The sequence below is a fragment of the Streptomyces sp. VTCC 41912 genome, assembly GCF_045799175.1.
In the GTDB taxonomy this organism is placed as follows: domain Bacteria; phylum Actinomycetota; class Actinomycetes; order Streptomycetales; family Streptomycetaceae; genus Streptomyces; species Streptomyces albulus_C.
In genome coordinates this window covers 24,447-50,532 of the sequence record NZ_JBJMAB010000012.1, presented here as the reverse complement: position 1 = coordinate 50,532, position 26,086 = coordinate 24,447, and the positions used below count along the sequence as shown (strand labels likewise).

Genomic DNA, 26,086 nt, shown 5'->3' with positions numbered 1-26,086 from the left:
CGGCGGGGCGTGCCACCGCGCCGGGCGCCCCGCGCGGCGCTCAGCGGCGGATCAGGCCCTGGGCGGTGGCGGCGGCGACCGCGGCCGTGCGGGAGTCCACGGCCAGCTTGGCGTAGATGTGGACGAGGTGGGATTTGACGGTGGCCTGGCTGAGGAAGAGCCGCTTGCTGATCGCCGCGTTGGACAGGCCGTCGGCGACGAGTTGGAGGACCTCGGTCTCGCGGCGGGACAGGGCCGTGGCGGGCGTCCGCATCCGGTCCATCAGACGCAGCGCGACGGTGGGGGCGAGTGCGGACTTCCCGGCGGCGGCGGACCGCACCGCGGCGGCCAGTTCGTCGGGCGGGGAGTCCTTGAGGAGGTATCCGGTGGCGCCGGCCTCGATGGCGGCCAGGATGTCGGCGTCGCTGTCGTAGGTGGTGAGGATCAGCACGCGCGGCGCGCCGGGGCGGGCGGTGATCTCCGCGGTGGCGCGGGACCCCAGCATCCGGCCGCCGAACTGGAGGTCCATGAGGACCACGTCCACGTCGAGCCGGCCGGCCAGGTCCACGGCCTCCTCGGCGGTGGGCACGTCGGCGGCGATCTCGAAGTCCGGCTCGGTCTCCAGGACGGCGCGCAGTCCGGCCCGGACGACGGGGTGGTCGTCGGCGAGCAGCAGCCGGACGGGGGCGGCGGGGGCGGTCACGGGGCGGCTTCCCGGGGGGTCTCGGGGACGGCGGACGGGTCGGGGCAGGGCAGCGTCACGACGAGCGCGGTGCCCTCCCCGGGGGCGGACTCGACGGCGAGGGTGCCCTGGAGGGCGCGGGCCCGGGCGCGCATCGCGGCCAGCCCGAAGCCGGAGCCGCCGGCCGCGGAGCCGGGCGGTGGCACCTCGGTGGGCAGGAAACCGGCGCCGTCGTCGACGACGTCCAGGGCGACCTCGGTGTCCATGTAGCTGAGGGTCAGCTCGACGCGGCCGGCGGCGGCGTGCTGGACGGTGTTGGCGAGCGCGGACTGGGCGATGCGCAGCAGGGCGACCTCGTGCGGCGTGGGCAGTGGGGCGGGGGCGCCGGAGACCTGGCAGTGCACGGCCAGTCCGGAGGTGCGGGCGGTGGCGGCGCACAGCCGCTCCAGGGCGGCCGGCAGCGATCCGGCCTCCAGGTCGGGCGGGCTCAGGGCACGGACGAAGCGGCGCGCCTCGGCGAGGTTGTCGACGGCGGCCGTGCGGGCCTGCCGGATGTGGCCGAGGGCGGTCTCCGGGCGCTCGGGGAGGGCGCGCTCGGCGGCCCGGAGCAGCAGCTGGATGCTGGAGAGGCCCTGGGCGAGGGTGTCGTGGATCTCGCGGGCCAGGCGCTGGCGTTCGGCGAGGACGCCGGCGGAGCGTTCGGCCGCGGCCAGTTCGCTGCGGGCCGCGGTGAGCTCCTCGATGAGGCGTTGGCGCTGTTCGCTCTCCCGGTAGAGGGCCTGGTAGCCGAGGACGACGGCGACCGCGACCGCGGCGCCCAGCACGGGCCCGATGACCGTGCCGACGCTGAGGGTGTGGGTGTGCCAGGCGAAGCCGGCGATGGCCAGGGCCGTGCTGGCGGCGACGGCGGGCAGCGCCCAGCGCAGCGGCAGCAGGTGCAGTTCGACGAAGAAGAGCGGGAAGGCGAGCCAGACGCCGTCCGGGGTGAGCGCCAGGAGCACCATCCAGACCGCGACGACGACGGCGAGCCACAGGGCGGCGGCGCGGGAGGAGCTGCGGACCCGGGGCAGCACGGGGCCGAGGACGTAGAGCGCCAGCAGGACCACGGCGGTGGCGAGCACGGCGGGTGCGGTGGGTCGTTCGTCGGCCACCGCGCGGACGCCGGCGAGCGCGAGCAGCGCGGCCACCATCAGGTGGAGGCACAGGCGCAGCACGCGCAGGACGGGGGTCAGGGAGTGGTCGGTCCTGGCTTCTTCGGTCACGGCTCCTTCAGGCTACGGGCGCGGACCGGGCCCGGCATCAATCGAAAGGTGGAGGGCGGGCATCCAAAGGTGGAGGTCGGGGCGCACCTTTCGGTGGCGCGGAACCACTCCTGGGCGCGATGCCCGGCACCCCCGCGGGGGGCGACGGTGGGAGCCAGTCGCCGGGCGGTGGGTCCGGTACCGATCCGAGGATGGCCGAGCCGGTGTTCGTCGCCTGGAGAGACCTGAGATTCGCCAAGGGCAGGTTCGCCCTGATGGGGACCGTCGTCACCTTGATCACGGTGCTGGTGGGGTTGTTGTCCGGCCTGACGGCGGGGTTGGGCCGGGAGAACACCTCGGCGATCACCGCGCTCCCCGCCGACCACCTGGTCTTCGCCGCCCCGGCCGGGGACGGCAAGCCGTCGTTCACCGACTCCCGGCTGCCGGAGCGGACGGCGCGGGAGTGGGCGCGGGTGCCCGGCGTGCGCAGCGCGGAGCCGCTGGGCATCGCCACCACGAAGGCCGAGGGGACCGGCGGGAGGTCGGCCGCGGTGTCGGTGTTCGGGGTGCGGCCGGGCTCGCGCCTCGCGCCGTCCGCGGGGCCGGCCGGCGACGGCACGGTGGTGCTGTCGCAGAAGGCGGCCGCGGAGCTCGGGGCGCACGCCGGCGACCGGGTCGCGCTGGGCGGCCGGAAGCTCTCCGTGACGGCGGTTTCGGGGGCGGCGATGTACAGCCACACGCCGGTGGTGTGGGCCTCGCTGGACGACTGGCACCGACTGTCCGGGAGCCCCGGCGGCGCGGGCGCGCAGGACGCGACGGTACTCGCCCTGTCCACCACCGGGACGGACGGTCTGGCCGCCGCTGACCGGCGGCTCGGCACCCGGACGGTGGCCGCGGCGGACGCCCTGACGGCGATCGGCTCGTACAGCGCCGAGAACGGGTCGCTCCAGCTGATGCGCGGCTTCCTGTTCGCGATCTCGGCGCTGGTCATCGGGGCGTTCTTCACGGTCTGGACGATCCAGCGCAGCGGCGACGTCGCGGTGCTCAAGGCGCTCGGTGCCTCCACCCGCTACCTGCTGCGGGACGCCCTCGGCCAGGCCGTCGTCCTCCTGGTGCTCGGCACCGGCCTGGGGACCGCGGTGGCGGCCGGGGTGGGTGCCGCGGTGGGCGGCACCGTGCCGTTCGTGCTCGACCCGTCCACCGTGCTGGTCCCGGCCCTGATCATGATCGCGCTGGGTGCCGTCGGCGCCGCGCTGTCCATCCGCCGCATCACCTCCGTCGACCCGCTGACCGCCCTGGGAAGTGCCCGATGAGCCTCGAACTGACCGACGTCACCCTCACCTACCCCGACGGCGACGCCCGCCTGACCGCACTGGACGCCGTCTCGCTGACCGTGCCGGCGGGCCGCGTGACGGCCGTCGTCGGGCCCTCCGGGTCCGGGAAGTCCAGCCTGCTGGCGGTCGCCGCGACGCTGATCCGGCCGGACCGCGGCCGGGTGGTGATCGACGGCACCGACACCGCCGGGCTCGGCCGCGGCGAGCTGACGACGCTGCGCCGCTCCACCATCGGCACGGTGTTCCAGCAGCCGAACCTGCTGCCGTCGCTGACCGCGGTGGAGCAGCTCCAGGTGATGGCCCACCTGGACGGCCGCTCGCCCCGTACGGCCCGGTCCCGGGCGCAGGAGCTGCTGGCGGCGGTGGGCCTGACGGAGCAGGCGGACCGGCGGCCGCACCAGTTGTCGGGCGGCCAGCGGCAGCGGGTCAACATCGCCCGGGCGCTGATGAACGAGCCCGCGGTGCTGCTGGTCGACGAGCCGACCAGCGCCTTGGACCACGAGCGGGGCGCCGCGGTCCTCGGCCTGCTGACGGATCTGACCCACCAGCGCGGCACCGCGACGGTGCTGGTCACCCACGACCGGTCCCACCTGGCCTCGGTGGACGCGGTGGCGGAGGTCCAGGACGGGCGGCTGACCTCGGGGGCGGGCGCCGGGGTGTGAGCCCCTGTGGGGCGGGACGCCGCCGCCCCGCCCCACAGGGCAGTACGCCTAGTCGTCGCGGTGCGAGAAGGTGGGGAACAGGTCGGGCTTGCCGGGCTGCCGCCCCTTGGCGGGGCCGTCCGCCCCGGGCCTGGGCTCCTCGGCCTCCGGGGTGCCCCGCCGCGTCCGGTCCCGGCCGGGCTCCGCGTCCCGGCCCCGGTCCTCGTGCCGGCCGCGCTCGCGCTCCGCGTCCGGTTCCCGCTGCTCCGCCATGACGGCCCCTTTCCTCGGTCCTCGACGTCCTCGACGTCCTCGACGTCCTCGGCGGCGTCGGCGGCGTCGGCGGCGTCGGCGGCGTCGGGTGCGTCGCCGCTCGCCCGGCGGGGTGGCCCGTGCCGGGCCACCCCTCCTGACCAGGAACGCATCGAACCGGGACCGTGGCGGGCTCCAGCTACCCCGTTCGAGTGGCACGCCGGCACGAGATTGACGAACGGGCCGGAACCGGCCGTGACGGTCCCGGTTCAGGCGCCGCCGGACTCCTGGGGCTGGTCGTCGGCGGCGTGCGAGAAGAGCTTGAGGACCGGGACGCCGACCTTGTGGCGGGCCCGGGAAGCCCAGTCGCGGTGGAAGAACTCCTCGACGAAGTGCGGGGCGGTCAGCACGATCACCTCGTCCGCACCGGTCTCGTCGACGACCGACTTCAGCAGGTCCAGCGGATGGTCGTCGACCACCTGGCCGACCGCCTCGGAGCCGGCCGCGCGCAACGCCTCCAAGGTGTGGCCCAGCCCCTGCTCGGCGGGGACCACGGCGCGCGCCCCACCGGGCTCCTCGCCCTCCCGCACGGCGTCCTCGAACTCGCCGAGCGCGACGTCGTCGATGGCCCGCAACAGCACGTCCTGCTTGCCGCGCGGCTGCATGAGGACCACGAAGGACACCGGATCGTCACCGTGCAGGGTCGTGACGAACTCCACGTCGGCGGGCGTCAGAGGCTTCTCGATCATCAGTACGCTCGTGAACACGACGGACGCCCTTCTTCTCTTCCGCACCGTCTGCCACGGTGCCCACAGAAACCATCCTGCCCCGTCGCCACACGAGACCTGTCGGCTTTTAGTGTGCCCAACGGAAGCTAAGCGGAACAGATAATTCCGCTCTTTTGCGGACCGGCAGCGCCGTCAGAAGCGGCGGTAACGGGTGAACAGGAAACCGGACTCCTCCAGGACGGACACCAGCCCGAACCGCTCGGGGACCGCGACGGCCGGCCCGTCCATGATCCGCTGGGCGTCGCCGACCGCCACCACCGGGGCCAGCGAGAGGCACATCTCGTCCAGCGCCCCGGCCGCCGCGAACTGCCCCAACAGCCGCGGTCCGCCCTCACTGAGCAGCCGGGTGTGCCCCCGTTCGGCCAGGGCCGCCGCCACCCGCGCCGGATCGACGCCCCGCCCCTCGCCGGCGAAGAGCACCTCGACGCCCGCGGCGCGGGCCGCCCGCACCCGGTCCTCGGGGGCACCCGCACCGGTCAGCACCAGGGTGGGCACCAGCGGCTCGGTGAACAGCGGCAGCGAGAAGTCCAGGTCCAGGCCGGCGGTCACCACGGCGATGGCAGGGGCCGGCCCCTGCCCCGCGGCGGCCCGCCGCTCGGCGAACGCGGCCCGGGCGCGGGCCGGCCGGTAGCCCTCCCGCCGGACCGTCTCCGCGCCCACCACGACCGCGTCCGCGAGCGCCCGCAGCACCCCGAAGATCCGCATGTCGGCGTCCCCGGAGAGCGGTTGCGACCGGCCCTCGTGGTGCGCCGCGCCGTCCAGGGAGGACACCATGTTGGCGCGCAGCCATCCGGGGCGCGCGGACCGCACCGGGTCGTCCGCCGCCGGGTACGCGTAGGCCGCGGCCAGCTCGTCGAGCGTCCACTCGCGGTCGGTGACCCCGTCGGGGCCGACGGTCCGGTCGGCGCCCTCCGGGACGTCCACGAGGGCGTCCGGGGCCGGTGCGGGCGGGGCGGGGAGGGGGAACAGGCGTCGCATGGGCGCAGTGTGACATGCCTCGCTCAGCGGGTCGGGTGGTGCGTCACAGCGGCTAGGCTGGACGGCTGTGTCACCTTCCCAGTCCTCCTCCGCTCCCTCCCCGATAGTCGCGTCCCCGGCCTCGGGGGACGGCACCGCGGGCCCCACCGCGCTCGCCTCCCGCGCGCCGCACGTCCCGGCCGAGCGCCTGGTCGCCGAGATGGTGCCGCCGCCGCGCTTCCAGGGCGCCCGCTTCGACACCTACCTCCCGGACCCGGGACAGCCCAGCCAGGCCGCCGCCGTGGAGGTCCTGCGGGCCTTCGCCGCGGGCACCGGCGGGGCGGAGAGGGACGCCGGCGGGAAGCGGCGCTGGTTCTCCCGCGCACCGAAGAAGCCCGCCGCCCCCAAGGGCCCGCGCGGGGTCTACCTGGACGGCGGCTACGGCGTCGGCAAGACCCACCTGCTCGCCTCCCTGTGGCACGCGACCCCCGCGGCCCCCGAGCTCAAGGCGTTCGGCACCTTCGTCGAGCTGACCAACCTGGTCGGCGCGCTCGGCTTCCAGCAGACCGTGCGCACGCTCAGCGAACACCGCCTGCTGTGCATCGACGAGTTCGAGCTGGACGACCCCGGCGACACGGTGCTGGTCTCCAGCCTGCTCGGCAAACTGGTGGAGGCCGGCGTCGCGCTGGCCGCCACCTCCAACACGCTGCCCGGCAAGCTCGGCGAGGGCCGGTTCGCGGCCGCCGACTTCCTGCGCGAGATCCAGGGCCTGAGCGCCCACTTCCGCGCCCTGCGCATCGACGGCGAGGACTACCGCCACCGCGGCCTGCCCGAGGCGCCCGCCCCGTTCGACGACGAGACGGTCCGCCGCGCGGCGGACCGCACCCCCGGCGCCTCGCTCGACGACTTCCCGACCCTGCTGGACCACCTGTCGAAGGTGCACCCCAGCCGGTACGGCGCGATGTGCGACGGCATCACGGCGGTCTGCCTCACCGACGTCCAGGCGGTGCCGGACCAGTCGACCGCGCTGCGCCTGGTGGTGCTGGCCGACCGGCTCTACGACCGCGAGGTGCCGGTGCTGGCCTCCGGAAAGCCCTTCGACGCGCTGTTCAGCGACGAGATGCTGCGCGGCGGCTACCGCAAGAAGTACTTCCGCGCCATCTCCCGTCTGACCGCGCTGGCCCGGGACGCCAAGACGCTCCTCGCGTAGGCGCCGCCGGGCGGTCAGCCCGAGCAGGCCGTGCGCTGGGCCTCCTGCCACTCGCAGACCGGGCAGCGGACGATGCCGGGGGTGGTCGCCGGGTAGGCGGTCGGCTTGCCGCACTCGACGCAGTCGGCGGGCGGCGACCCCGCGGCGGGGTCGTCCGCCGCCGGACGTTGGTCGGACGGCTCGGACGGCTCGGACGCGGGGTGCGGCTCGGGGTGCGGCATGCGCCCGACCCTACGCCGCGGCCCCGAGCCCCGGACCGGCCGGAGCGCACCGGTCAGCCGCGGCGTCCGGCCAGGGCCGAGGCCACGGCCGCGGCACCCGAGGCGAGCAGCAGCGCGGCGGCGAGCGGCAGCCACGGCACGGTGACGGTGCCGCGCTCGGAGCCGGTGATCATGCCGGTCAGTGCGGCGTTGGCGGGCGACGCGCCCAGGACGAGCACGAGCAGCGCCGCGCTCAACCCGGTCGGGACGCCCCAACCGGGGCGCAGCAGCACGGGCCGGGAACACAGCGCACCGATCGCGGTGCCCAGCACCACGCAGACCAGCGCCGTGCACAACCCGGCGACCGTCGCGGGCAGCACCGGGACGGCGACCCGGTGACCGGTGGAGTGCGGATCGGAGAGCAGCGCCACGAAGGCGGTGCCCACGAGCGCGAGGAGCAGTGCGGCGCCGGCCGCGGCCAGCAGGGCGGCCAGGTGCGCCCGGCCGGGGCCGGTGGCGGCCGCGACGCAACCGCGGGCGGCGGGCGGCTCGTTGGTGACGCAGATCCGGGTCAGCCAGACGGTGACGGGCAGCAGTCCGCCGGCGGCGTAGCCGTAGGCGTCCAGGATCGGGCCGCCGGTCTGGATGCCGACGGCCAGGAACGCCGCGTGGACCAGGAGCGGCGGCAACCAGCGGTAGGACCTGGCGAGCAGTGCCGCCTGGTAGCGGACCAGGGCGGTCAACGGGGCGGTCATGGGCGGGGGTTCCCTCCGGGGACGGCGGCGTGGGGGCCCGGCTCCTGGACGGCGGTGACCGCGCGGATGTGCCAGGGCGGACGCGCGGTCAGCAGGGTGTGCAGCAGGGCGTCGGAGTGGGCGGCCGGGACGGTCAGCCGGAGGGTGCCGCCCGGGCCGGGCGCCAGGTCCGGGGCGCCGGGGAGGTCGGTCGGCGGCGCGGCGCCCGGCGGGCCCTCCGCCTCGATGACGGTCCGCGGACCCGCCTCCCGGGGCGCGTCGGCGGCCGCAACGGGGGCCTCGGACCGCAGCCGCCCGTCCGCGACGCGGAAGCGGCCCTCCACGGCCCCGGCCAGCCGGCGCGGGTCGTGGTCGACGAAGACGACGGTGCCGCCGGCGGCGACCCGTTCGGCGACCGCGCGGTCCAGGACGTCCCGGGCCGCCGGGTCCAGGCCCGTCCACGCCTCGTCCAGGACGAGGAGCTCGGGGTCGGCGAGCAGGGCCTGGACGACGGCGACCTTCTGGCTCGCCCCCTTGGACAGTTCGGCCATCGGGGTCCGGGCGTGCCCGGCGGCGCCGAAACGGGCCAGCCACTCGGCGGCCCGGCCGGTCGCCTCCGCGGTGCGCAGCCCGTGGACCCGGCCGAGGTGGGTGAGGTAGCCGGCGGCGGTGAACGGCAGGGCCGCCGGGAACCGCTCGGGGACGTAGGCGGTGCGCGGGCGCCCGGTGATCCGGCCGACCGTGGGCCGGTCGATGCCCGCGAGCAGCCGCAACAGGGTGGACTTCCCACTGCCGTTGGCGCCCTCGACGCGCAGCAGCGCGCCCGCCGGCACGTCGAGCCGCACCTCGCGCAGCACCCAGGGCCCGCGCAGCCCGTAGCGTCGCCCCACCCCGTCCAGCCGCATCCGCTGCCCCGTCTGCCACGGCATCGACCGCACCTCCCCCGCTCCCCGCCGGTTCCCCGGCCCTCGCCGACGGTAGTCGGGGACGCGGCACCGCGCGGTGCCGGGAGCGGATTCCGCCACCACGGGCGGTCGCCGGGGACTGTCAGTGGCGGCTGGCAGACTGAAGCACGTGACCACGACCGAGACCGCCGGCCAGGCCGGCGCGCACCACGAACCCCACCCGACCGACGCCCCGCGGCCGGACCGCCCCGAGGAGAGCGCACCGGAGTACGTGCTGCCGCTCGTGGTGCGCCTGGAGCGGGACGCCCCGCCCGGGCGGACGGACGCGCTGGAGGCCGCCGCGCGGGCGGTGCTGGTGCTGCTCTCGGACGAGCGGGCCCTCGGGACGGGCGAGTGGGCCCAGGTGGTGCACGACTGGCAGGACTCCCGGATACGCAAGGTGGTGCGGCGGGCGCGCGGTGCGGAGTGGCGGCGGGCCGCGGCCCTGCCCGGCATCACGGTCAGCGGCCGGGAGGCCGAGGTGCGGGTCTTCCCGCCGGTGCCGCTGGACGGCTGGCCGAAGGACCTGGCGCGGCTCCAGGTCTCCGGGACCGAGCTGGCCGATCCGCAGGCCCCCGGGGAGCCGGCGGCCGGCGCCCCGGTGCTGTGGCTCAATCCGGCGCTTGAGATGTCGGCGGGCAAGGCGATGGCGCAGGCCGGGCACGGTGCGCAACTGGCGTGGTGGGCGCTGTCCGCGGCGGACCGGGAGGCGTGGCGCGCGGCGGGGTTCCCGCTGGCCGTGCGGACCGCGGCACCCGCCGCGTGGGCGGGGCTCACCGACAGCGGGCTGCCCGTGGTGCGGGACGCCGGCTTCACGGAGATCGCGCCGGGCTCGTGCACGGTGGTCGCCGACCACCCGGCGCTGCGCGGTACGGCGCTGCCGGCACACCGCTGAGCGGGGCGGGGCGGGGTGCCGCTCCCCCGCCGGCGGTCGGGTGCCGGTCGGGACATACCGTGTGCCCATGCTGACCTCGCTCATCGGCTTCACCGTGGTCGCCGCGCTGCTGACCGTCTCCCCCGGCCCCGACTTCGCGGTGGTCCTGCGGACCGCGCTCGGCTCGGGTCGCCGGGCCGCGCTGTGCGCCGCGCTCGGCATCGCCGCCGGCTGCTTCGTGTGGGGGTTGGCCGGGGCGGTGGGGCTGACCGCGATGCTCGCCGCCTCGAAGGCGGCGTACGACGCGCTGCGGATCGCCGGTGCGCTGTATCTGGTGTGGCTCGGGGTGCAGGCGTTGCGCAGCGCCCGGGTCCGGGCCCGGCGCGGCACGGACGGGACCGCGCCGGCACCGGACGCGGCAGCGGCGGACGCACCGGGGGACGGCGGGGCGCCCGCGGTCCCGGGCGGCCCGTGGCGGGCGTTCCGCGGCGGCCTGCTGACGAACGTCCTCAACCCCAAGGTGGGCGTGGTCTACCTGTCCCTGCTGCCGCAGTTCATCCCGCACGGCGCGCCGGTGGTCGCCACCACGATGCTGCTGGTGACCGTGCACGCGGTGCTGGGCGTGCTGTGGCTGGGCGGGGTGACCCTGGCGGTGCACCGGGCCCGGGCGGTGTTGCAGCGCCCACAGGTGCGACGGCGGCTGGACCAGGCCACCGGCGGGGTGTTGGTGGCGCTCGGCGCCGCGGTCGGGTTCGAGGTCGCCAGCTGAGCGGCGCCCGCCCGGGACCGGCTGGCTTGCTGACGTGCTTGCTGACGTGCCGGCCTGCCGGCTGACGAACGGGCCGGGACGGCCGGGACGGGTGCCGTCCGGCCCGCACTGGGCCAAGCTCAAATCAACCTCTGAACCGCTCGGCCGTGCGGTTAGCCGGCCCGCGCGTGGTGAGGAGTACCCCGACCAGGGGACGAGAAGGGGGAGCCGTGCGCTTGGGGACGGGAATCGGCTGGCGGCCGGAGATCGCCGCGGAGATCGCCGCGCTGCCCGGGGTGGACTGGGTGGAGGTGGTCGCCGAGAACGTCTGTCCCGGCCATCTCCCGGACGCCCTCGGGGAGTTGCGCGAACGCGGCACCACGGTGGTCCCGCACGGGGTGTCGCTCGGGCTCGGCGGCGCGGACCGGCCGGACGCCGATCGGTTGGCCGCCCTCGCCGAGCGGGCCACCGTGCTGGACGCCCCGTTGGTCACCGAGCACCTCGCGTTCGTCCGGGCCGGCGGCCCGCTGACCGCGTCGCCGGTGCTGGAGGCCGGGCACCTGCTGCCCGTGCCGCGCACCCGGGACGCCCTCGACGTGCTGTGCGAGAACGTCCGGATCGCCCAGGACGCGCTGCCGGTGCCGCTGGCCCTGGAGAACATCGCCGCACTGTTCGCCTGGCCCGACGAGGAGCTGACCGAGGGGCAATTCCTGGCGGAGCTGGTCGAGCGCACCGGAGTGCGCCTGCTCATCGACGTCGCCAACCTCCACACCAACCACGTCAACCGCGGCGAGGACCCGGCCGCGGCCCTCGACGAACTGCCGGTCGAGGCGATCGCCTACGTCCACGTCGCGGGCGGTGTCGAGCGCGACGGGGTGTGGCACGACAGCCACGCCCACCCGGTGACCCAGCCGGTCCTGGACGTCCTCGCGGAGCTGTGCGCGCGCATCGATCCGCCCGGCGTGCTGCTGGAGCGGGACGACGACTTCCCCGAGGGCGGGGCGCTGGCCGCCGAACTCGACGTGATCCGCGCCGTGGTGGAGGGGGCCCGTCGTGTCCCGGCGGCCTGAGGAGGCGACGGGGACGGCGGCCGAACGTCCGGCCGCGGACACCTCTGCGGCCCGCGAGCGGCTGGCCCTGGCGCAGACCGCGCTGCTGTCGGCACTGGTGGCCGGGACGCCGGCGCCGGAGGGGTTCGACCGGGCGCGGCTGCGGGTGCAGGGCCGGGCGCTGGCCGCCAAGCGGGCGTCGGTGGTCGCCAAGGTCGCGCCCGAGCTGCCGGGGTTCCTCGGCGACGGCTACCGGGCGGCCTTCCTCGGCTACGCCCAGGACCGCCCGATGCACGGCGGCTACCGCCAGGACGCCCTGGACTTCGCCGCGTTCCTGCTCGCCCAGGGCGCGCCCGAGGACCCGGTGGCGCGGCAGCGGCTGACCGACTGGTGGCGCGACCGGGCCGGGCCGCGCCCGCCGTCCGGGCACCCCGTGCCCCGGCTCGCGCGGGCCACCGCCCGCCGGGTCCGGACCCTGCGGCGCGCCCTGCGGCGCGGGTGAGGCGACGTCGTGTCCTTCACGCAAGGGGTGTACCTGGGGCTCGGCCTGTCGTCGGCGGCGCTGGTCCTCGGCGCGCTGCTGGTCCGGTTGCGGACGCCGAAGGCCCGGCTGGTCGACTCACCGACCCACGGCGTCCGCGAACTCGCGTTCCTGGCCGGTGGGCCGGCACGGGTGGCCGAGACCGTGCTGGCGGTGATGCACGACGACGGGCGGCTGGCGGTCGGCGGACCGGGCCTGGTGACGGTGCGGCGGGCCGCCGCGCACGACCCGGTCGAGGCGGCGGTGCTGGACGCGGTCGCCGCCACCCCGGGCGGGGCGCTGACCACCGTCCGGGAGCGGGTGATGCGCAGCCCGGCCGTGCAGGACGTCGGCGACCGGCTGGCGGCCCGGGGCTTGCTGCGTGCCCCGCGCGCCACCCGGGGCTGGCGGCGGTGGGCGGGCCTCCAGGTGAAGGCGTGCGGCGCCCTGTTCTGCGTCGCGATGCTGCTGTCCTTCCTCGGCGTCCGCGACGGCGGGGGTCCGTGGGCGCCGCCGGTGGTGTTCCGGATCGTTCCGGCGGTGGCCGTCGGGTTGGTGGTCGGCCAGGTGTGCCGGCGGTCGTTCGGTCGGCGGATCACCAGGGCGGGCAGGTCCGCGCTCGCCGCGGCCCGCCCCCGGGCGAAGACGCCCTCCGGGTTCCGGGACGCCGAGGCGGCCTGGCAGGTCGCGGGGTTGGCGGTGGCGCTGGGCGGTGCCGCGGTGCTCACCGACGAGGTGCTGCGGGACCACTTCGTGCAGGCGAAGGCGGCGGTGGCGGGGTCGTCGGGCGGCGCGTCGTCCGCGGCCGGCGACTCCGGCGGTTCCGGCGGGGCCCCGGCGTGGTGCGGTGGATCCTCGGACGGCGGCGGGGGGTCCGGCTGCGGTGCGTCCTCGTGCGGCGGCGGGTCGTCGTGCGGTGGGAGTTCGGGTTGCGGGGGCGGCTCCGGATGCGGCGGCGGCGGGGGCGGCTGCGGCGGCGGGTGACGCGGCGCAGGCCCGAAGTGCCGGGCCGGCGCGGGCGGTTCGGCCTGCACCGACGCGTCTCGGCCATCCGTCCGCGCTGCGAGAAACTCCTTGGCGGCAGGGGCCTCCGTCCCGTAGAACCTCCGCCATGTGGCTCCTCTTCCTCCTGCTCGCCTGGGCCGTCGCGGTCGTCTCCTGCGTCCGGGTCTGCCGCACGGCGCTGGCCGCCGGGCTGGCCCTGCACCGCGGCACGGACGCGACTGCGGACGCCGACGCGCGGGCCGACGACACCGGTGCCGACGCCGGTCTGACCCTGTACGAGACGGCCTACCTCGCCGGCGGCCCGCACCGACTCGCCGACGTGGTACTGGTCCTGATGGCCCAACAGCGACGGCTGCACCTCGCCCACACCGGCTGGGCCACCGTCGTGGACCCGGTCGGCCAGGACCCCGTCGAGCGGGCCGCGCTGAGCGCGATAGGCCCCGAGGGACAGCGCCGCATACCGGCCGTGCGGCGCGCGCTGACGAGCGCCGAGGCGGTCCGCGGGCTGGCCGACCGGCTGGTCCATGCCGGGCTGGCGGCCCCCGCCGCGGTCCGCACCGGGATCGGCACCGCGGTCCGCCATGTGCAGTTCGCCGCCCTCCTGGTGCTGCTGGCCGCCGGCGCCACCTACTGGGCGGCGCCGTCCGGCGAGGTCGACTGGCTGGTGCTGGCCTGGTTCGCCTTCCCGCTGGTGCTGACCCTCGGCACCTGGGCCGTCGCCCGCGCCGAGGCCCACCCGTACACCGCGTGGGCCACCGAGGCCGGTTCGGCGCTGCTGCGGCACGAGCACCCCGGCGGACCGTCGAGGCGTCCAGGCCCGCCGCCGGCAGAGTCGGCAGAGCCGGCAGAGCCGACCGGGCTGGCCGGACTGACCGGGCTGGCGTTGTTCGGGCCCACCGCGCTCGCCGATCCCGGTTTGCGCGCGGCGCTCCACTCTTCCGGGGCATAGCGTCCGACACCGCCGTAGGGTGCTTTACTTCGCCACCAATTGGCCCAACTATCCCTTTTGTATGCCCACCGTGCGGCCCCGTGCGGGCGAGCCCCACTCCGGAGCCCCGCACCGCGCACCGCGCACCATACGAAGGGACGGCTCGTGAGAGCACTTGCGTTGTACGGCGCCCTCGGGTCGCTGGTCCTGACCGGCCTCGCCTCCCCACCGGCCGGCGGCGCCGTCCGGGACCCGGCCGCACCGCCCGCCCCCGTCCACCCCCTCGCCTTCGGCCGGTGCGCGGCCGTGGAGCACCTGCCGCCCACCGTCGAATGCGGCACCCTCACCGTCCCGCTGGACTACGCGCGCCCCAACGGCAAGAAGATCAAGCTGACGGTCAGCCGGGCCCGGGCCACCGAGCCGGGCGCGCGACAGGGCGCCCTGGTCTTCAACCCCGGCGGACCCGGCGCGTCCAGCATGCAGTTCCCGCTCTACGGCGCGCTGCCGCACTGGCAGCGCACCGCCCGCGCCTACGACTTCGTCGGCTACGCACCGCGCGGGGTGGGGCGCAGCGCCCCGCTGTCGTGCCAGGACCCGCAGGAGTTCGCGAAGGCCCCCACGGACAGTGCGCGGTACCCCAGCGACGCCTTCAAGCGGCGGAAGATTGCGGAGGCCAGGGCGTACGCCCGCGGCTGCGCCCAACGGGCCGGCGCCGACCTGCCGTTCTACAACTCGATCAACAACGCCCGGGACCTGGACATGCTGCGGGCGGCCCTCGGCGAGAAGAAGCTGACGTTCATGGGCGCGTCCTACGGGACGTACTTCGGGGCGGTCTACGCGACGCTGTTCCCCGGCCACGTGCGTCGGATGATCTTCGACAGCGTGGTCAACCCGGAGCCCCGGCAGATCTGGTACCGCAACAACCTCGACCAGAGCCTCGCCTTCGAACGCCGCTGGCACGACTGGCTGCGCTGGGTCGCCAAGCACCACGACACCTACCACTTGGGCACCCACCCGGAGGCCGTGCAGCACTCCTACGACACCGCCCTGGCACGGCTGCGGCGCACCCCGTTGAACGGGAAGATCGGGCCGGCGCAGTTGCAGGGGGCGTTCCTCAAGACGGGCTACAACGACGCGTTCTGGTCGATGCGCGCGGACGCCCTGTCGAAGTACCTGCACGGCGACGCCAAGCCGTTGGCCGCGCAGGCGATGCCCTCCGGCGACGGCAAGGACGAGGAGAACGCCAACGCCGTCTACACCGCCGTCGAGTGCAACGACGCGGCCTGGCCGCGCGACTGGCGCACCTGGGACCGGGACAACACCTCCCTCGCCCGCACCGCGCCGTTCGAGACCTGGGACAACGTCTGGATGAACCTGCCGTGCGCCTTCTGGCCGGACCGCCGGGAGTCGGCGGCGGACGGCGCCGAGGAAGCGCTGCGCACGGCCACCGACCGGGCGGCCAAGGGCGGGGCGAACGGCGGCGAACTGGCCGACGCCTACCGCGACGCCGCCGCCACCGAGCTGGACGACGCCCTGCGCGGCCAGCGCGGCCCGCTGAACATCCGCACCGAGCCCGGCGCGCTGCCGCCGGTGCTGCTGCTGGCCGCCGAACGGGACGCGGCCACGCCGTACCCGGGCGCACTGGAGCTCCAGCGCCGGCTGCCCGGCTCGTCGCTGGTCACCGAGCGGAGCGCGGGCACCCACGGCGTCGCGCTCGGCGACAACGCCTGCGTGAACGCCCATGTCGAGGCGTACCTGCTGCGCGGGAAGGTCCCCGGGCACCGGGTGTACTGCGCCCCGCGGGCCGAGCCGGTGCCGGGGCAGCCGCTGCGGCGGGCCCGGCCGTCGCTGATCCCGACGGTGAAGGGGCGCTAGCCGCCCCGCCCCCGGCGTACGACGGACGGGCCGTCCCTGCACGGGGCGGCCCGTCCGTCGTGTGCCCGGGGTGCCGGCCGGTCAGGCCAGGCCGGCGACCAGCTCGGCGACCGGCTTGCGGCGGCCGGTGTAGAAGGGGATCTCCTCGCGGACGTGGCGCCGCGCCTCGGAGGCGCGCAGGTGGCGCATCAGGTCCACGATGCGGTGCAGCTCGTCGGCCTCGAAGGCGAGGATCCACTCGTAGTCGCCGAGCGAGAACGACGCGACGGTGTTGGCGCGGACGTCGGGGAAGCCGCGGGCCATCTTGCCGTGGTCGGCGAGCATCCGGCGGCGGTCCTCGTCGGGGAGGAGGTACCAGTCGTAGGAGCGCACGAACGGGTAGACGCTCACGTAGTCGCGGGCGTGCTCGTCGGCCAGGAAGGCCGGGATGTGCGACTTGTTGAACTCGGCGGGGCGGTGCAGCGCCATGTTCGACCAGACGGGCTCCAGCGCGCGGCCCAGGCGGGTGCGGCGGAAGCGGTTGTACGCCTCCTGGAGGTCGTCGGAGTTCTCCGCGTGCCACCAGATCATCACGTCGGCGTCGGCGCGCAGACCGGAGAGGTCGTAGGTGCCGCGGACCACCACGTCCTTGGCGGCGAGCTGCGCGAACAGCTCCTCGACCTCGTCGGCGTAGCCGGACCGGTCCTCGGGCAGGACGTCGCGCAGCTTGAAGACCGACCAGAGGGTGTAGCGGATGACCTCGTTGAGGTCCTTGGCCTTCTTGCCGGCGTTGGGAGTCTTGGCGGAGTCGGGGGTGGAAGCGTCTGTCATGTCGTCCATTCTCACTCGCCGCCGGCGGAGCCCGCCGCCAGGGTCCCGAGGATCTCGTCGGCGGCCCGGCCGGCGGAGCCGACGCACGCGGGGATGCCGACGCCGTCGTAGAGCGCGCCGCAGACCCGCAGCGGGCCCGGCAGGCCGGCGACCGCGGCCCGGATGCGGGCCGTGCGGTCCACGTGGCCGACGGCGTACTGCGGCAGCCCGCCGTCCCAGCGGGTGACCGTGGACGCCACCGGCCGGGCGGCCAGCCCGACCGCCTCGCCGAGGTCCGCCAGGGAGAGGCCGACCAGTTCGTGGTCGTCGCGATCCAGGTCGGCCTCGTCGCCGTGGCGGCCGAGGGAGGTGCGCAGCACGAAGAGGTCCGGGTCGGCGTCGGCGATCCAGTTCCACTTGTGGCTGGCGAAGGTCGACGCCTTGATCCGGTGGCCGTCGACCGGCGGCACCAGGAAGCCGCTGCCGCTGGGCACGGTGGTCAGGTCGGTGCGCCGGAAGGCCATGGTGACCAGCGCCATCGAGGCGTACTCGACGGCGGCCAGTTCGTCGGCGGCGGCCGGGCAACCGGCGCGGAGCAGCCGTTCGGCGGCCGTCGCGGGGGCGGCCAGGACCACCGCGTCGGCGGTGTGGGTGCGCTCACCGGCCTCGACGCGCCAGCCGTCCGCGGCGCTCCAGTGCAGTGCGCGCACCGGCGTGCGCAGCAGGATCTCGCCGCCGGAGCGGCGCACCGCTTCGGCGACCGCGCCCGGCAGCGTCCCGATGCCGCCGGCGATGCCCATGAAGACCGGGCCCATCGCGGCCATCCCCTCGGGGACGGCGGCCTGGGCGCGGTCCTGGAGGCCCCGGACGCCCTCGATCAGCGAGCCGCCGCGCCGCGCCGCGTCGAACAGTTGCGGGACCGCGGCGCGCATCGAGATGCGGTACGCGTCGCCCGCGTAGACCCCGCCGAGCAGCGGCTCGACGAGCCGGTCGACGACCTCCCGGCCGAGCCGGGCCGCGACGTACTCACCGACCCCGACGTCGGTGCCGATCTCGGTGGTCGGCAGCGTCCGGTCCGCTTCGATCCGCGCCAGGCCCTCGGGGGAGAGCACGCCGGAGGCGGCGAGCGGGCCGAGGTCGCCGGGGACGCCCATCATGTGCCCCTTGGGCATCGGGCGCAGTGCGCCGCGGGTCCACAGCGAGGCGGTGGCGGTGCCGGGCGGCTGGAGCCGGTCGCCCAGGCCCACGGCCCGCGCCAGGTCCACCGCCTCGGGCCGCCTGGCCAGCATCGATTCGGCGCCGAGATCGACCGGCACGCCGGCGATCTCGCCGGCCAGCAGCTTGCCGCCCAGCCGGTCCGACGCCTCCAGCAGGGTCACCCGGGCCCCGCCCGCCAGCAGCCGGTGCGCGGCGGTCAGTCCCGCGATACCGCCGCCGATGACCACGACATGACCGGGCGCCCGGCCCGTACCGCTGTGCGCTGTGCTCATGCCGTCCACTCTCTCAGAGCCGGTGCGGGCCGCCGGGCGCCGGGTTCCCGGTTCGGTCAGGGTCCCGGACCGTGACCTCTTCGACACCTCGGAACGGCAACCCCCGCCCGGGGCGTCCCGTCGAACCGGCATCACGTTCCGGCCACGGACCGGGCGCGCGGACGCCGCGCGGCCCGGCGGCCGAACACGCGCGAAACGGAAGGGGAACGGCCTGTGCGGTGGGGATCGCGAGGGCGACGGGGGACCGGGGCGGCGGTGCTGCTGACGGTGGCGCTGGCGACCGCCGGGTGCGCAGCGGCCGACGGGTCCCGCTCCGCAGTGGCCGCGGCGGAGCGGGCCGGGCCGGGCGCGACGGTGCCCCGGCAGCCGTCCGGCGCCCAGGGGGGTTCGTCGGCCCGGACGCCGGGCGGGACCACCGCCCCCGGCACCGCGCTGAAGGCGGCGCGGACGCAGGTCGTCCGGACCGCGACGCTGACCGTGCGGACCGCGGACGTGCCCGGGGCGCTCGCCCGGGCCCGCGGAGCCGTCGCGGACGCGGGCGGCTACCCGGCCGACGAGACCACCGACCGGGACCCGGACGGCCGGCACCGCTCCAAGCTCGTGCTGCGGGTTCCGCCGGAGCACTACGACGCGCTGCTGGCCCGGCTGTCCGGGCTGGGCGAGGTCCTCTCCCGCGAGGTCTCCGCCCAGGACGTCACCGACCAGGTGGTGGACGTCGACAGCCGGGTGGCGTCCCAGCGGGCGAGCGTCGCGCGCATCCGGGCGCTGATGGACCGGGCCTCCTCGATCAGCGACATCGCCGCGCTGGAGTCCCAACTGAGCACCCGGGAAGCGGACTTGGAGTCGCTGGAGGCCCAGCAGACGTCCCTCAAGGACCGCACCGGCACGGCCACCGTCACGCTGCTGCTGCGGCAGCCCGGCGCCTCCTCCGACCCGACGCCGGACGACGGCACCTTCCAGGACGCGCTGTCGGACGCCTGGCGGGCCTTCACGGCGGCGGCGCGCTGGGTGCTGGTGGCGCTCGCCGCTGCGCTGCCGTTCGCGGCCGCCGCGGCGGCCCTGTACGGGCTGTGGCGGGCGGTCCGCGGCCGGCTGCCGGCGCGGCGGTCCGGCGGCCGGCACACCGCGGCGCCCGGCGCGGACGGCGCGGCGGGCCCCGGCACGGGCACCGGCACCGGCACCGGCACCGGCACCGACGAGCCGGCCGATGCCGGACCGGCCACCGCGGAGCCGGCCACGCGGGAGGAGACCGCGGACGCGAGCGCACCCGATGCGCCCAAGGCGCCCGGCGTGTCCGGTGAAGCTGGCCGGTCGCCCCGTTGACACCGGGCGGCACCGGGCAAAGACTCGGGACGGCGGATGGCGATCTTCGTACCGTCCGGTCGCCGAGCCGGTACTTCGAGGACAGCGAACACTGCGAAGACCACGAAGCCTGCGAAGACTGCGAAGACTGCGAAGACTGCGAGGAAACAGCCTGATGACCGAGCCACACGTACGGGACGCCGTGCGGGACGTCTACCTCGTCGACGCGGTGCGGACACCGGTCGGCAAATACGGCGGCGCACTGGCCTCGGTGCGCCCCGACGACCTGGCCGCCCACGTGCTGCGCGCCCTGGTCGACCGGACCCCGGAGTTGGATCCGGCGCGGATCGACGACGTCTACTTCGGCGACGCCAACGGCGCGGGCGAGGACAACCGCAACGTGGCGCGGATGGCGGTGCTGCTGGCCGGGCTGCCGGTCAGCGTCCCCGGGGTGAGTGTCAACCGGCTGTGCGGTTCGGGGCTGGAGGCGGTCATCCAGGCGGCCCGGGCGATCGCGCACGGCGACGCGGAGATCGCGGTGGCCGGCGGCGTCGAGTCGATGAGCCGGGCGCCGTACGTGCTGCGCAAGCCGGACCGGGCCTTCCCCGCGGGGCACCAGGAGATGTTCTCCTCGACGCTGGGTTGGCGGATGGTCAATCCGCGGATGGCGCCGCAGTGGACGGTGTCGCTGGGCGAGGGCGCCGAGCTGATCGCCGACCGGCACGGCATCACCCGCGAGCAGCAGGACGTGTTCGCGCTGGCCAGCCACCAGAAGGCGGTCCGGGCCTGGGCGGCGGGCGGCTACGACGCGGAGGTCGTCCCGCTGCCGGGGGTCGACCTCACCCGTGACGAGACGGTGCGGGAGAACTCCTCCCTGGAGGCGCTCTCCAAGCTGACACCGGTCTTCCGCTCCGAAGGGGGCACGGTCACCGCCGGGAACTCCTCGCCGCTGAGCGACGGCGCGGCCGCGCTGCTGCTGGTCGGCGAGGAGGGCCTGCGGGCCACCGGGCGGGAGCCGCTGGCCCGCATCCGGGCGAGCGCGGTGACCGGCATCGAGCCGCAGCTGTTCGGGCTCGGCCCGGTCGAGGCGGTCCGGCGGGCGCTGGCACGGGCCGGGCGGGACTTCGGTGACCTGGCGGTCTGCGAGCTGAACGAGGCGTTCGCGGCCCAGGCGCTGGGCTGCGTCGACCAGTGGCCGGAACTCGACCCCACCCTCGTCAATCCGCGTGGCGGCGCCATCGCCATCGGCCATCCACTGGGTGCGTCCGGGGCCCGGCTGGCCGGTGCGGTGGCCCACCAGCTCGCCGCGCAGGGCTCGGGCACCGGGCTGGCGGCGCTCTGCATCGGCGTGGGGCAGGGGTTGGCAATGGTGCTGGAGCGCTAGGACACGCCCTGGTACCGGCCGGCGGCGCCGGGATCGCCGGCCGGGCCGCGCGCGCCGGCCCCATGGGGCACACTCGTTGACCAATCAACTGTGCTCGCTCTCCCGGAGGTTGGCGCGATGGCCCTGCTCGATCCCAAGGACTGGCGCTCCCTGCACGGCGGTCCGGCCGAGGCGGTGGAGCCCGCGACCGGCGAGGGGCTGGCGACGCTGACGCTGGCCGCGCCGGCCGACGTCGCGGCGGCCGCGGCCGAGGCCGCCGCGGCGCAGCGGGACTGGGCGCGCCGCCCGTACCCGGAGCGCGCCGCGGTGCTGCGCCGGGCCGGCGACCTCGTACACCAGCACGCCGCGGAGATCGGCGAGTGGCTCGTGCGGGAGGCCGGCAGCATCCGCGGCAAGGCCGACTTCGAGATCCGCACCGCCGCCGAGGAGTGCTACGAGGCCGCCGCGCTCGCCCACCGCCCGCTCGGCCAGGTGCTGCCCTCGGGAGCGCCGCGGCTGTCGTACACCACCCGGGTGCCGGCCGGCGTGGTCGGCGTGATCGCACCGTTCAACGTCCCGCTGGTGCTGGCGGTCCGGTCCGTGGCGCCGGCCCTGGCGCTGGGCAACGCCGTGGTCCTCAAGCCGGACCCGCGGACCGCGGTGTGCGGCGGGCACGTGCTCGCCGCGGTCTTCGCCGAGGCCGGTCTGCCGGCGGGGCTGCTGCACGTCCTGCCCGGGGGCGCGGACGCCGGCCGGGCGCTGGTCGAGGACCCCCGGGTGCGGGTGGTCTCCTTCACCGGCTCGACCGCGGCCGGCCGCAGCGTCGGCGCCCTGGCCGCGCAGCACCTCAAGCGGGCCCATCTCGAACTGGGCGGCAACAGCGCGTTCCTGGTGCTCGAGGACGCCGATCTGGACGCCGCGATGTCCACCGCCGCCTGGGCGTCCTTCTTCCACCAGGGCCAGGTGTGCATGACGGCGGGCCGGCACCTCGTCCACGCCTCGCTCTACGAGGAGTACGTGGCGCGGCTGGCGGCCAAGGCGGACGCGCTGGCCGTCGGGGACCCGTTCCGCGAGCAGGTCCACCTCGGCCCGGTCATCGACCGCGGCCAGCTCGGCAAGATCGACGCGTTGGTCCGGGAGAGCGCCGCGGCGGGCGTGCGGATCGCCGCGGGCGGCACCCACCGGGAGCTGTTCTACCGGCCGACCGTCCTCGCCGACGCGGATCCGGACGCCACCGGGCCGGGCTCGGTCGGCGCCTGCCCCGCGTACGGCCGGGAGGTCTTCGGCCCGGTGGCCCCGGTCCGCGCCTTCCGGACCGCGGACGAGGCGGTGGCGCTGGCCAACGAGTCCTCCTACGGGCTGGCGCTGGGCATCGTCACCCGCGACGCGGCCCGGGCGCTGGAACTGGCCGAACGGATCCCCACCGGCCTGCTGCACGTCAACGACCAGACCGTCAACGACGAGCCGGTGGCCGCCTTCGGCGGACTGGCGGACTCGGGGACGGGCTCCCGCTTCGGCGGCGAGGCCAACCTCGACGCGTTCACCGAGACCCGCTGGACGACGGTGCGCGCCACCCCGGCCGCCTACCCCTTCTGATCCCACCCGACGTCCCCGCCGCTCCCACCTGCCCCACCCGACGCATCGAAACGGTCAGAACCGGGCAGACCTGAGCGGCGACCGGGGGACGCGCACCGGTGGGACCCGCGCACTCGACGAAAGGACACGGCGATGACGGCGCCGGAACGGCTCGTGGTCATCGGCGGGGACGCGGCGGGCATGGCCGCCGCCTCCCAGGCCCGTCGGCACAAGGGGCCCGACGAGCTGGCCATCACCGCCTTCGAACGCGGCCACTTCACCTCGTACTCCGCCTGCGGCATCCCGTACTGGGTGGGCGGCGAGGTGGCCGGTCCGGACGCGCTGATCGCCCGGACGCCCGAGGAACACCGGGCCCGGGACATCGACCTGCGGCTGCGCACCGAGGTCACCGAGATCGACCTGGACCGCTCCCGGGTACGCACCCGGGACCTGGCGGACGGCGGCCGGGAGGCGTGGACCGGCTTCGACAAGCTGGTGGTGGCGACCGGGGCACGCCCGCTGCGCCCGCCACTGCCGGGGATCGACGCGCCGGGCGTCTTCGGGGTGCAGACCCTGGACGACGGACAGGTGCTGCTCAACGGACTGAAGGGCGCACCGGGCCGGCGGGCGGTGGTCATCGGCGCCGGCTACATCGGCGTGGAGATGGCCGAGGCGCTCATCCACCGCGGCTTCGAGGTGACGGTCCTGGAGCAGAGCGCCCAGCCGATGTCCACCCTCGACCCCGACATGGGGGCGCTGGTGCGCACCGCGATGTGCGGGATGGGCGTCGAGGTGGTGACCGGTGCGCGGGTCACCGAGGTGCTGACCGACGAGGCGGAGGGCCGGGCCCGCGCGGTGGTCACCGAGGACGCCACGTACCCGGCGGACGTGGTCGTGCTGGGGTTGGGCGTCCGCCCGGAGACCGCACTGGCCGAGGCGGCCGGACTGCCGCTCGGCGCGTCCGGGGGCCTGCGCACCGACCTGGCGCTGCGGGTGTCCGGCCGGGAGGACGTCTGGGCGGGCGGGGACTGCGTCGAGGTGCGCGACCTGATCACCGGGGAGCACCGGCACATCGCCCTGGGCACCCACGCCAACAAGCACGGTCAGGTGATCGGCGCCAACGTGGCCGGCGGCTATGCGACGTTCCCGGGGGTCGTCGGCACGGCCGTCAGCAAGGTCTGCGACCTGGAGATCGCCCGCACCGGGCTGCTGGAGCGCCAGGCCCGGGCGGCGGGGCTGCGGTTCGTGACCGTCACCATCGAGTCGACCAGCCGCGCCGGCTACTACCCCGGGGCCCGCCCGATGCACGTGAAGATGCTCGCCGAGCAGCGCACGGGGCGGCTGCTGGGGGTGCAGATCGTCGGCCGGGAGGGCGCGGGCAAGCGGGTGGACGTCGCCGCGGTGGCGCTCACCGCGGGGATGACGGTGGAGCAGATGACCGCCCTGGACCTGGGGTACGCCCCGCCGTTCTCACCGGTCTGGGACCCGGTCCTGGTGGCGGCCCGCAAGGCGGACGCGGCGGTGCGGGCGGCCGCGGGCCCGCACCGGGGCTGAGCAGCGGGGCTGAGCAGCGAGGAAGGGGCCCGTGGGTCGGGCCCTTCCTCCCCCACGTGGTCAGCGCGCGGTCTGCGCGTGGACGTACTCGACGAGGCGGGTGAGCGACTCGGGGTCGGTGTCGGGCAGCACGCCGTGGCCGAGGTTGAAGACGTGGCCGGGCAGGCCGGCGGCGGCGTCGAGCACCTCGCGGGCCTTGGTCTCGACGGCCTCGCGGGGGGCGAAGAGCACGGCCGGGTCGATGTTGCCCTGGAGCGCCTTGCCGGGGCCGACCCGGCGGGCCGCCTCGTCCAGCGGGATCCGCCAGTCGACGCCGACCACGTCCGCGCCGGCCTCGCCCATCAGGCCGAGGAGTTCGCCGGTGCCGACGCCGAAGTGGATCCGCGGGACGCCGTAGGAGGCGACCGCGTCGAAGACCTTGGCGGAGGCGGGCATCACCGCGCGCCGGTAGTCGGCCGGGGAGAGCGCCCCGACCCAGGAGTCGAAGAGCTGGATCGCGCTGGCGCCGGCCTCGATCTGGACCTTGAGGAAGGCGGCGGTGATGTCCGCGAGCCGGTCGAGCAGGTCGGCCCACAGCTGCGGGTCGCCGTACATCAGGGCCTTGGTGTGCTCGTGGTTGCGGGACGGGCCGCCCTCGACGAGGTAGCTGGCGAGCGTGAAGGGGGCACCGGCGAAGCCGATGAGCGGGGTGGCGCCCAGCTCGCGGGTGAGCATGCCGATGGCCTCCGTGACGTAGGAGACGTCACCGGGCTCCAGCAGGCGCAGGCGCTCCAGGTCGGCGCGGCTGCGGATGGGGTTCTCCACGACCGGGCCGATGCCGGGCTTGATGTCGAGGTCGACGCCGATGGCCTTCAGCGGAACGACGATGTCGCTGAAGTAGATCGCCGCGTCCACGCCGTGCCGGCGCACCGGCTGCAGCGTGATCTCGGTGACCAGTTCGGGCCGCATGCAGGAGTCGAGCATCGCGATGCCCTCGCGGACCTTGCGGTACTCCGGGAGCGAACGCCCGGCCTGGCGCATGAACCACACCGGCGTGTGCGGCACCGGCTCGCGCCGGCACGCCTTGAGGAAGGCCGAGTCGTACGTCGCGGACTGCTGCTGGCCCGTAAGGGCATCGTTGGCGCTCACGCGGCAAATCTTCGCACGCGGCCCGCGGCACCTCCGAATGGGCGACGCGCTCATTGGGTGTCCTCCACATATGAGCGCCGTCTTCCGCCTACTCTTCCGGGCATGGCTGCGGCTCAAGAACACCTCGCGGACAGCGCGGACGAGACCCCGATCCCCTTCCGTCAGGCGGTCGAGGCGCTCCGCGCGGCACGGCTGCGGCCGGAGATCGAGACCGACCCGACACCCGCCCCGAAACGCCTCGCCCCGTACGCCTACGCCCTGGAGGCCGCGGTGGTCGAGCGCGGGGCGGGGCCGGACGGCGAGGACCGGGACCTGGCGGACGGCCGGTTGGTGGTGCTGCACCAACCGGCCGGCGACGAGACCTGGCAGGGCACGTTCCGGGTGGTGACGCTGGCCCGCGCGGAACTGGAGCCGGAGATGGGCGCCGACCCGCTGCTGCCGGAGGTGTCGTGGTCGTGGCTGACGGGCGCCCTGGAGGCGCGCGGGGTCCGTTACGGCGCGCCCAGCGGGACGGTCACCCGGGCCGGGTCCCACTACTTCGGCGGGCTCGCGGCACGGGAGCCGGCGACCCAGATCGAGATCCGGGCGTCGTGGACGCCGGCAGAGGGGCCCGGCGGGGTGCCGGACCTGGCGGCGCACCTCTCGGCGTGGTGCGACCTGCTGTGCCAGGTGGCGGGGCTGCCGCCGGCCCCGCTCGACCCGGCGCCGCGCGGCGGGGTGGTGGCGCTGCCGCAGCGCCGCGGTCCGCAGGCCCGCTGAGGGTCAGACACCAGACGGCGAGGTGCCGCGTGTCCGGAACGTCCGGGCACGCGGCACCTCGCCGTTTCCGTACGCCTGTGATCACCTCGATGTGCACTCCGTGCTCACCTTGATCGCTCACGCATCCGATTTGCCCGAATTGCCCCTAACTAAATCGTGATCAAA

Annotated in this window: 24 protein-coding genes and 1 pseudogene; 14 read left to right on the top strand and 11 right to left on the bottom strand. The window is 75.9% G+C overall.

The window, feature by feature from the left end; genetic code table 11:
- Positions 1-40 precede the first annotated feature (40 nt).
- The gene (locus tag ACJ6WD_RS19235; protein WP_020931400.1) at positions 41-682 is read right to left on the bottom strand and encodes a response regulator transcription factor; all 642 of its coding nucleotides are present in this window, start codon (positions 680-682) and stop codon (positions 41-43) included.
- Positions 679-1,923, bottom strand: a complete 1,245-nt coding sequence (locus tag ACJ6WD_RS19230; RefSeq protein ID WP_233657845.1) for a sensor histidine kinase — start codon at positions 1,921-1,923, stop codon at positions 679-681. The genes ACJ6WD_RS19235 and ACJ6WD_RS19230 overlap by 4 nt, the downstream gene beginning before the upstream one ends.
- A gap of 203 nt (positions 1,924-2,126) precedes the next feature.
- Here ACJ6WD_RS19230 and ACJ6WD_RS19225 point away from each other — a divergent pair, with 203 nt between their 5' ends.
- Positions 2,127-3,215, top strand: a complete 1,089-nt coding sequence (locus tag ACJ6WD_RS19225) for an ABC transporter permease (protein WP_331246749.1) — start codon at positions 2,127-2,129, stop codon at positions 3,213-3,215.
- Positions 3,212-3,898: an ABC transporter ATP-binding protein gene (locus ACJ6WD_RS19220; protein WP_016576137.1), complete on the top strand. Its 687-nt coding sequence runs from the start codon at positions 3,212-3,214 to the stop codon at positions 3,896-3,898. The genes ACJ6WD_RS19225 and ACJ6WD_RS19220 overlap by 4 nt, the downstream gene beginning before the upstream one ends.
- 48 nt (positions 3,899-3,946) lie before the next feature.
- Here ACJ6WD_RS19220 and ACJ6WD_RS19215 read toward each other — a convergent pair whose 3' ends face one another.
- From ACJ6WD_RS19215 to ACJ6WD_RS19205, 3 genes are all read right to left on the bottom strand, one after another.
- On the bottom strand, positions 3,947-4,150 hold the full coding sequence (locus ACJ6WD_RS19215; RefSeq protein ID WP_331246692.1) for a hypothetical protein: 204 nt from the start codon (positions 4,148-4,150) through the stop codon (positions 3,947-3,949).
- A gap of 248 nt (positions 4,151-4,398) precedes the next feature.
- Positions 4,399-4,896 carry a hypothetical protein gene (locus ACJ6WD_RS19210; RefSeq protein ID WP_037634293.1) on the bottom strand — a complete coding sequence of 166 codons (498 nt, stop codon included), beginning with the start codon at positions 4,894-4,896 and terminating at the stop codon, positions 4,399-4,401.
- 153 nt (positions 4,897-5,049) lie between these two features.
- The gene (locus ACJ6WD_RS19205) at positions 5,050-5,895 is read right to left on the bottom strand and encodes a pyrimidine reductase family protein (protein ID WP_038522348.1); all 846 of its coding nucleotides are present in this window, start codon (positions 5,893-5,895) and stop codon (positions 5,050-5,052) included.
- Between the two features lie 103 nt (positions 5,896-5,998).
- Between ACJ6WD_RS19205 and zapE the strand changes: the two genes are divergently transcribed.
- The gene (gene zapE / locus ACJ6WD_RS19200; RefSeq protein ID WP_233657945.1) at positions 5,999-7,084 is read left to right on the top strand and encodes a cell division protein ZapE; all 1,086 of its coding nucleotides are present in this window, start codon (positions 5,999-6,001) and stop codon (positions 7,082-7,084) included.
- A 14-nt stretch (positions 7,085-7,098) separates the two neighbouring features.
- On the opposite strand, the gene ACJ6WD_RS19195 is transcribed toward zapE, so the two are convergent.
- The 3 genes from ACJ6WD_RS19195 to ACJ6WD_RS19185 are packed head-to-tail and all read right to left on the bottom strand — an operon-like array spanning position 7,099 to position 8,923.
- Positions 7,099-7,305, bottom strand: a complete 207-nt coding sequence (locus ACJ6WD_RS19195; protein WP_233657842.1) for a hypothetical protein — start codon at positions 7,303-7,305, stop codon at positions 7,099-7,101.
- Positions 7,306-7,358: 53 nt separating this feature from the next.
- The gene (locus ACJ6WD_RS19190) at positions 7,359-8,039 is read right to left on the bottom strand and encodes an ABC transporter (protein WP_233657841.1); all 681 of its coding nucleotides are present in this window, start codon (positions 8,037-8,039) and stop codon (positions 7,359-7,361) included.
- Positions 8,036-8,923, bottom strand: a complete 888-nt coding sequence (locus ACJ6WD_RS19185; RefSeq protein ID WP_376439797.1) for an ATP-binding cassette domain-containing protein — start codon at positions 8,921-8,923, stop codon at positions 8,036-8,038. Before ACJ6WD_RS19185 ends, ACJ6WD_RS19190 begins: the two co-directional genes overlap by 4 nt.
- Positions 8,924-9,092: 169 nt before the next feature.
- Here ACJ6WD_RS19185 and ACJ6WD_RS19180 point away from each other — a divergent pair, with 169 nt between their 5' ends.
- The 6 genes and pseudogenes from ACJ6WD_RS19180 (at position 9,093) to ACJ6WD_RS19155 (ending at position 15,961) form a co-directional block, all read left to right on the top strand.
- The gene (locus ACJ6WD_RS19180) at positions 9,093-9,857 is read left to right on the top strand and encodes a peptidyl-tRNA hydrolase (RefSeq protein ID WP_374206797.1); all 765 of its coding nucleotides are present in this window, start codon (positions 9,093-9,095) and stop codon (positions 9,855-9,857) included.
- A 67-nt stretch (positions 9,858-9,924) separates the two neighbouring features.
- On the top strand, positions 9,925-10,605 hold the full coding sequence (locus ACJ6WD_RS19175) for a LysE family translocator (RefSeq protein WP_376439722.1): 681 nt from the start codon (positions 9,925-9,927) through the stop codon (positions 10,603-10,605).
- A gap of 209 nt (positions 10,606-10,814) precedes the next feature.
- Positions 10,815-12,135 (top strand): annotated as a pseudogene (locus ACJ6WD_RS19170) (DUF692 domain-containing protein).
- A gap of 9 nt (positions 12,136-12,144) precedes the next feature.
- The gene (locus ACJ6WD_RS19165) at positions 12,145-13,137 is read left to right on the top strand and encodes a TIGR04222 domain-containing membrane protein (RefSeq protein ID WP_407616226.1); all 993 of its coding nucleotides are present in this window, start codon (positions 12,145-12,147) and stop codon (positions 13,135-13,137) included.
- A 127-nt stretch (positions 13,138-13,264) separates the two neighbouring features.
- Positions 13,265-14,107 carry a TIGR04222 domain-containing membrane protein gene (locus ACJ6WD_RS19160; RefSeq protein WP_407616225.1) on the top strand — a complete coding sequence of 281 codons (843 nt, stop codon included), beginning with the start codon at positions 13,265-13,267 and terminating at the stop codon, positions 14,105-14,107.
- Between the two features lie 144 nt (positions 14,108-14,251).
- Positions 14,252-15,961 (top strand): alpha/beta hydrolase, encoded by a 1,710-nt coding sequence (locus ACJ6WD_RS19155; protein ID WP_331246687.1) that lies wholly within the window; start codon positions 14,252-14,254, stop codon positions 15,959-15,961.
- Between the two features lie 81 nt (positions 15,962-16,042).
- On the opposite strand, the gene hemQ is transcribed toward ACJ6WD_RS19155, so the two are convergent.
- Both hemQ and hemG read right to left on the bottom strand, forming a co-directional pair.
- Entirely contained in the window at positions 16,043-16,780 is a 738-nt protein-coding gene (hemQ, locus tag ACJ6WD_RS19150; RefSeq protein ID WP_233657836.1) for a hydrogen peroxide-dependent heme synthase, read from the bottom strand.
- A gap of 2 nt (positions 16,781-16,782) precedes the next feature.
- On the bottom strand, positions 16,783-18,240 hold the full coding sequence (gene hemG, locus ACJ6WD_RS19145) for a protoporphyrinogen oxidase (protein ID WP_407616224.1): 1,458 nt from the start codon (positions 18,238-18,240) through the stop codon (positions 16,783-16,785).
- A 255-nt stretch (positions 18,241-18,495) separates the two neighbouring features.
- On the opposite strand from hemG, the gene ACJ6WD_RS19140 reads away from it, so the two are divergent.
- From ACJ6WD_RS19140 to ACJ6WD_RS19125, 4 genes are all read left to right on the top strand, one after another.
- Positions 18,496-19,563 carry a DUF4349 domain-containing protein gene (locus ACJ6WD_RS19140; RefSeq protein WP_407616223.1) on the top strand — a complete coding sequence of 356 codons (1,068 nt, stop codon included), beginning with the start codon at positions 18,496-18,498 and terminating at the stop codon, positions 19,561-19,563.
- A gap of 154 nt (positions 19,564-19,717) precedes the next feature.
- On the top strand, positions 19,718-20,926 hold the full coding sequence (locus ACJ6WD_RS19135) for a thiolase family protein (RefSeq protein WP_233657833.1): 1,209 nt from the start codon (positions 19,718-19,720) through the stop codon (positions 20,924-20,926).
- Between the two features lie 117 nt (positions 20,927-21,043).
- On the top strand, positions 21,044-22,501 hold the full coding sequence (locus ACJ6WD_RS19130) for an aldehyde dehydrogenase family protein (protein WP_407616222.1): 1,458 nt from the start codon (positions 21,044-21,046) through the stop codon (positions 22,499-22,501).
- Between the two features lie 132 nt (positions 22,502-22,633).
- Positions 22,634-24,034, top strand: a complete 1,401-nt coding sequence (locus tag ACJ6WD_RS19125) for an FAD-dependent oxidoreductase (protein ID WP_376439704.1) — start codon at positions 22,634-22,636, stop codon at positions 24,032-24,034.
- A 60-nt stretch (positions 24,035-24,094) separates the two neighbouring features.
- Here the strand turns inward: ACJ6WD_RS19125 and hemE are convergent, their stop codons facing one another.
- Positions 24,095-25,162, bottom strand: coding sequence for a uroporphyrinogen decarboxylase (hemE, locus tag ACJ6WD_RS19120; protein ID WP_016576822.1), 1,068 nt, complete (start codon positions 25,160-25,162; stop codon positions 24,095-24,097).
- A 102-nt stretch (positions 25,163-25,264) separates the two neighbouring features.
- Between hemE and ACJ6WD_RS19115 the strand changes: the two genes are divergently transcribed.
- Complete coding sequence (locus ACJ6WD_RS19115; protein ID WP_016576823.1) at positions 25,265-25,921, top strand: DUF3000 domain-containing protein; 657 nt, start codon at positions 25,265-25,267, stop codon at positions 25,919-25,921.
- The last annotated feature ends 165 nt before the right edge of the window (positions 25,922-26,086 follow it).